This window comes from Burkholderia sp. LMU1-1-1.1 (assembly GCF_040675865.1).
Classification (GTDB): Bacteria; Pseudomonadota; Gammaproteobacteria; order Burkholderiales; family Burkholderiaceae_D; genus Rugamonas.
The window spans coordinates 97,507-103,672 of record NZ_JBEGHG010000016.1; the positions used below are offsets into that span (position 1 = coordinate 97,507).

General features: G+C 65.1%; 5 protein-coding genes. 2 read left to right on the plus strand and 3 right to left on the minus strand.

Translation table 11 applies throughout. The features are described from left to right. Window positions 1–90 precede the first annotated feature (90 nt). Genes MRBLMU1_RS16160 through MRBLMU1_RS16170 form a run of 3 tightly spaced genes read right to left on the minus strand, consistent with a single transcriptional unit; the run spans window position 91 to window position 2,733 of the window. Window positions 91–1,443 (minus strand): hybrid sensor histidine kinase/response regulator, encoded by a 1,353-nt coding sequence (locus tag MRBLMU1_RS16160; RefSeq protein ID WP_363503125.1) that lies wholly within the window; start codon window positions 1,441–1,443, stop codon window positions 91–93. Between the two features lie 47 nt (window positions 1,444–1,490). Beyond that, on the minus strand, window positions 1,491–2,255 hold the full coding sequence (locus MRBLMU1_RS16165) for a 2OG-Fe dioxygenase family protein (RefSeq protein WP_363503127.1): 765 nt from the start codon (window positions 2,253–2,255) through the stop codon (window positions 1,491–1,493). Window positions 2,256–2,262: 7 nt separating this feature from the next. Next, window positions 2,263–2,733: a MarR family winged helix-turn-helix transcriptional regulator gene (locus tag MRBLMU1_RS16170; RefSeq protein WP_363503129.1), complete on the minus strand. Its 471-nt coding sequence runs from the start codon at window positions 2,731–2,733 to the stop codon at window positions 2,263–2,265. Between the two features lie 172 nt (window positions 2,734–2,905). Between MRBLMU1_RS16170 and MRBLMU1_RS16175 the strand changes: the two genes are divergently transcribed. Beyond that, window positions 2,906–4,033, plus strand: coding sequence for an HD-GYP domain-containing protein (locus tag MRBLMU1_RS16175; RefSeq protein ID WP_363503131.1), 1,128 nt, complete (start codon window positions 2,906–2,908; stop codon window positions 4,031–4,033). 13 nt (window positions 4,034–4,046) lie between these two features. Next, window positions 4,047–5,966 carry a CHASE domain-containing protein gene (locus MRBLMU1_RS16180; protein ID WP_363503133.1) on the plus strand — a complete coding sequence of 640 codons (1,920 nt, stop codon included), beginning with the start codon at window positions 4,047–4,049 and terminating at the stop codon, window positions 5,964–5,966. Window positions 5,967–6,166: the final 200 nt, after the last annotated feature.

Genomic DNA, 6,166 nt, shown 5'->3' on the forward strand with positions numbered 1-6,166 from the left:
CGATTTATGTTGCGGTGCAATACGGTAAAACTACTGTATTTTTGTTGCAACGTGGCATGAATCGGCCGTTGGGCCATGCCCCACCCGGCGCTAACCCCGGCGCGGCAACGCCAGGGTGAACGTGCTGCCGTGGCCGAAATCGCTCTTGAAGAACAGCGAGCCGCCGATCAGGTTGGCCAGGTTCTGGCACAGGTACAACCCCAGTCCGGCGCCTTCGGCGTGCCGGGTCGACGTCGAATCGAGCTGCGAGAACGCCTGGAACAATTTGCTCTGGTCTTCCTCGCGGATGCCGGCGCCGCTGTCGGCCACCGAGAACTCGATGATGTTCTGGCCGTCGCCCGGGCGCAGCGCCAGTGTCACGCGGACGGTGCCCGTTTCGGTGAACTTGATGGCGTTGTTGCCAAGGTTGAGCAGGATCTGCGTCAGCGCGCGGCGGTCGGTCTCCAGCACGATGGCCGCCGGCGCCAGGTCGATTTCCAGCGCCAGCCCTTTTTGCAGCGCCAGCGGGCGCAGGGTGTCGACGACGTCGGTGACCAGCTCCTGGCACCGCACCGTCTCCAGTTCCAGGGTCACCTTGCCGGCCTCGATCTTGGCCACGTCGAGGATGTCGTTGATCAGCGAGAGCAGGTGGCGCGCGCTGGTGCGGATGGTGTTGAGCTGCTTGTCCTGTTCCACCGTCAGCGGGCCGGGGAGCTTCATCAGCAGCGCGCCGGTGAAGCCGATGATGGCATTGAGCGGCGTGCGCAGCTCGTGCGACATGTTGGCGATGAAGGCCGACTTCATGCGGCTGGCCTCGGCCAACTCCAGGTTCTTCAGCGCGATCTCGCGGTTGATGGTTTCCAGCTCGCCGGCGTGGTGGGCCAGGCGCATATTGAGCTCGATCACCTGGCGCTCGCGCGCCTGCAATTCGCTGTTGACCTGCACCGCCTGTTCGTAGGTGGAGATCAGCAGGTCGAGGATTTGCTGGCGCTCGGCGTTGATGAAGTGCTTTTGATCGCCCAGGTAGAGGGCGATACCGACCTCCATGTTCTGGTTCTTGCGCAGCTTCTGGTTCATCAGCATGTGGCCGATGCGGTTGAGCAGATAGTCTTCCGCGTACGGTTTGCGGATGAAGTTGTCGGAGCCGCATTCGATGCCGCGGATGATGTCCTTCGGGTCCATCAGCGATGTCACCAGGATCACCGGGATGTCGCGCAGGTCCGGATCGGTCTTGATGGCGCGGCACAGCGTGTAGCCGTCCATTTCCGGCATCACGATGTCGGACAGCACCAGGTGCGGCTTGCGTTCGCGGATCGCTTCCAGCGCCAGCCGGCCGTTGCCGGCCACGCGCGCCTTGTAGCGCATCGATTGGATCAGGCGGCGCAGTCGTTCGGCCTGGGTAGGGCTGTCTTCGACGATCAGAATTTCGATTTCGTCGGGCTGTATCTCGTAGCTGGCGTCCACAGACGACCCTCCTGATGCGGTATTTAGCTGGTGTGACTATATCGGATTTAGCTCTGAAGCAGGGGATTTTCCTGTCCCTGGAAACCTCCCGCGCGCCAGGTCAGCACCAGCGTATCGCGGTGGCCATGCCCGGACAGCGGCTGGATCGGCGTCGATTCGTGGATCACGGCGGCGTCGTCGAGCAGCAGCATGGTCCACGGCGCGGTCATCGTGAAGCGCTTGCCGTTCGGTCCATCGGCTTCAAAGATGCGAGTCTCCCCGCCTTTGATGTCGGCGCGCGCGATCAGGATCACGGCGACGAAGTCGACGCCGTCGCGGTGCGCGCCCTCCGGCGTCGGGCGGCCGATGCCGTCGGTGGTGTCGATGCGGAACTGGTGCGCCTCGACGTACCACGGCTGGCCGGCGTGGGCGTCGCCGCGTGCGGCGGCGCAGACGCGCCCGATGGCGGTCACCAGCGCGTCCCAGGCCGGCTGCGCCACGGTTTCCGGCAGCATCGGCTCGAACAGGCGGTTCATGCCGCCGTGCAGTGCGTTGTACTCGAGCGGCTGCCAGTGCGCGCGGTGCGCCGTCCGCGTCAGCCGCGCGCCGTCCTGCACGAAGCACGAATGGCGGCGGCGCCGATAGCGCCCGCCGTCCTTCAGATAGTTATCCAGCTCCAGCGCGTCCCAGCTGGGGATGAGCGCATCAAGTTCGGCCAGCGGCACGCCGGCCAGCGCGGCCACGTCGTGCGGCGCCAGCAGGGCGTAGCCGGCGTCGCGCAGCGCCGCCACCGTGTCGCCCGGCGGCGTGAAAATCGGGGCGGAGGTCGTCATCGCGTGCTCAGTTGGCCGAGGCCATCAGGCCGGCGCGCAGCGCGTCGAGTTGCTGCTTCATGCCGACCACCTCGTCCAAGGTGCACTTGGTCGCTTGCAGGATGGCAGGCGGCAGCTTGGCCGCCTCGTGGCGCAGCGCGTCGCCCTGCGGCGTGAGCGTGATGATGACCTGGCGCTCGTCGCTGGCGGCGCGGGTGCGGGTCAGCAAGTCGGCCTGCTCCATGCGCTTGAGCAGCGGCGTCAAGGTGGCCGAATCGAGGAACAGGCGCTCGCCCACTTCCGAGACGGTCAGCTCGTTTTTCTCCCACAGCACCATCATGACGAGGTACTGCGAATACGTCAGGCCTAGGCCGCGCAACAGCTTGCGATAGATTTTACTCATCGCCAGCGACGTCGAATACAGCGCAAAGCACAGCTGCCCGTCCAGCTGCGGTACGGCGGCTGCCGTGGTGTCGTCGGGGTGTTTTTTCGTGTTCATGCTTCCATTATGGGTAGTGCGCTATACAATTGCAAGCGATGACGTGTAAAAATATTCGGCGTCAGATTAGGCTGGTCATCCGGCCCCACTCAGTTATGATTGAGCCAAGATGCTGCGCGGACCAGCAAGCGACAGCTGTTGTATAGGACCAAACCCGGGGGAGTAGCGGTACATGAACGTCAAAAAAGCCATCGTACTCATCGTCGACGAGGCTTCGGACAATCTGATCGAGATGAATCGACTGTTGCAGAAACAGTACGAAATCCGGCTGGCCAACAGCGGCCGGGCGGCGCTGTCGGTGATGCAGCAGGTGCCGCGCCCGCATCTTGTTGTCCTGGACACGGCGCTGCCCGACATCGACGGCTATACCGTCTGCCAGCAGCTCAAATCGAATCCCGACACCGCCGACATTCCGGTGATCTTCCTGCAAACGCAGGCCGAGGACGACCAGGAGCGCGCCTTGATGGAGGGCGGCGCCGACGTCGTCGCCAAGCCGGTGGTCGGCGACGTGCTGCGCGCGCGGGTCGACACCCACCTGCAGCTGCGCCATTCGCGCGAACTGCTCAAGCAGCAGCGCAACCTGCTCGAACACGTGGTCGAGGAGGTCACGCTGGAGCTGAGCCAGATGCTCGACGCGATGATCTGGGCGCTGGCGTCGCTGGCCGAGACGCGCGAATACGAGACCCCCAACCACCTGCGCCGCGTGCAGCACTACGTGGTCGCGCTGGCGCGCCAGCTGCAAGGCCACAAGCGCTTTTCCGAAGAACTCAGCGACGCCAACATCAAATCGCTGTACAAGGCCGCGCCGCTGCACGACATCGGCAAGGTGTCGATCCCCGACGCCATCCTGCTCAAGCCGGACCGCCTGACCGAGGCCGAATTCGCCGTCATGAAAATGCACACGGTGTACGGGCGCGACGCCATCGTCAACGTCGAAAACCACCTCGGCTACACCAACACCTTCCTGCGCTACGCGCGCGAGATCACCTACTCGCATCAGGAAAAGTACGACGGCTCCGGCTATCCGGAGGGCCTGGCCGGCGAGGCGATACCGATGTCGGCGCGGCTGATGGCGGTGGCGGACGTCTACGACGCGCTCATCTCCAAGCGGGTCTACAAGCCCGCCTTCACCCACGAGACGGCGATGGAGATGATACGCCAGGCCAGCGGCGAGCATTTCGACCCCGACGTGGTGGACGCGATGCTGACGGCCGAGGAGGAATTCATGGCCATCGCCGAGCGCTATAGCGACAGCCCCGGCGACGAAGGCGGCGACCCGCCGCCGTTCGTCGCCACCTGACCCCCGGGGCGACATGCAATCGCGCGGCTTACCGGCCTTCGCCATCGGCATCTGCGTGACAATCGGCACTTGCTATGTGGTGGCCACCGAGCAGCGCGCGCAGGTGCGCGCCAACTTCCAGCGCGACGCCGACAAGGTCACGCGCGACACCGAGGTGCGGCTGCATACCTACTTCGACATGCTGCTCAGTATCAAGGGCATGTACGCGCTGGACGACCGCATCGACCGCGCCAGTTTCAACCGCTTCATCCGCGAGCTCAAGCTGGACCGGCGCTATCCCGGGTTCCAGGCGATCCAGTTCGTGCGGGTGGTGCCGGAGCAGCGGCTGGCCGCGTTCACCGAGGCGGTGCGGCGCGACACCAGCATCGATCCGCGCGGCTATCCCGAGTTCCACATCCATCCGGCCAGCCGCCGGCCGCTGCACTACATCATCGAATATACCGAGCCGCTCAAGGGCAACGAGAACGCCTTCGGCCTCGACCTGGCGATGCTGGCGCCGCATTTGAAGTCGCTGGAGCTGGCGCGCGACAGCGGCGACATCGTCGCCACCGAGCGGATCACGCTGGTGCAGGACGCCAGCGGCGAGCCGGGTTTCGTGGCGCGCGCGCCGGTCTACCGCAACGGTGCGCCGACCGCGACGGCCGAACAGCGCGCCGAGGCGCTGGTGGGATTCGTCGCCATCGTCTTCCGCGTCAACACCTTGATGCGCGAAGTGATCGACGCCCCCTTGCTCGAGCATCTGCACGTGCGGATCGAGGACAGCGGCTACGGCGGCGTGGCCATGCCGGCTGCGAGCGACAAGCTGTTGTACGACAGCGACGGCAAGGTCGAGGCCATCGAGCCGGCCAGGCTGCTGCCGCTGGATCTGACCTCGCTCAAGGTACTGCCGGTCGGGCACCGGCGCTGGCTGCTGCGCTTCCATGGCCACGAGGGCTCGCGCTACGGCAGTTCGTCGCTGCCGGTGGTGCTGATCGGCGTGGCGGGATTCATCATCAGCGCCCTGATCGCCGCGCTGCTGGTGTCGGCGCGGCGCCTGACCGACACCACGCACGGACTGGAACACAGCCTGGCGGAGCTGGAGCGGCAAAAGAGCAACGTCGAACAGGCGCGCAGCGATCTGGCGTCGGTGGTGCAGACGCTCAAGCAGGCGCAGACCAATCTGGTGACGTCGGAAAAGATGGCGGCGCTGGGCGCGCTGGTGGCGGGTGTCGCCCACGAGCTGAATACGCCGATCGGCAACAGCCTGTTGACGGCCAGCGCGCTGAGCGACATGGTGCGCGACTTCGAATGCCGCCTGGCGTCCGACGGCGGCCTGAAACGCTCGGCGCTGGAGGCGCACCTGGCCGAGGCGCGCAAGGCGTGCGACATCATGAACACCTCGCTGACGCGCGCGGCGGATCTGATCACGTCGTTCAAGCAGGTGGCGGTGGACCAGGCCAGCGGCCAGCGGCGCAAGTTCCGTCTGGACGACGTGGTGCGCGACACGCTGGCGACGTACGCGACGCAGCTGCGGCGGCGCGTGTGCGAGGTCAGCGTCGACGTGCCGTCCGATCTGGAGTTCGACTCCTATCCCGGCAGTTTGAGCCAGGTGCTGAGCAACTTGATCGGCAACGCGCTGCTGCACGGTTTTGACGGACGCGATTGCGGCGCCATCAACATCAGGGCGCGGCGCAGCGGCGAGGGCTCGGTGACGCTGGAATTCCGCGACGATGGCGTCGGCATGACGTCCGGCACGCTGCACAAGATCTTCGACCCGTTTTTCACCACCAAGCTGGGGCAGGGCGGCTCGGGGCTGGGGATGAACATCGTCTACAACATCGTCACCGGGGTGCTGCGGGGGACGATCAGGGTGGAGGCGGAGCCGGGGAAGGGTACTTGCGTGACGTTGGAGCTGCCGGTGAGTGCGCCGGAGGATGCTCCGCCGCAACCTTAACTCCGGGGTCAGGCCCACCAATTCTACACGTGCTCATCCGTTCAACGACGCGGAAGGGGCATACCGTCGGGGTCGTGTAGAAATGGTGGACCTGACCCTAATGCCGCTAAGTTAAGTTTTCTTAGTTAATCGTTTCTCTGGATATCGCTGCGCCACCGCTTTAACGACCCGGTCGAATTTTCGTCCGGGTCGTTGCGCTT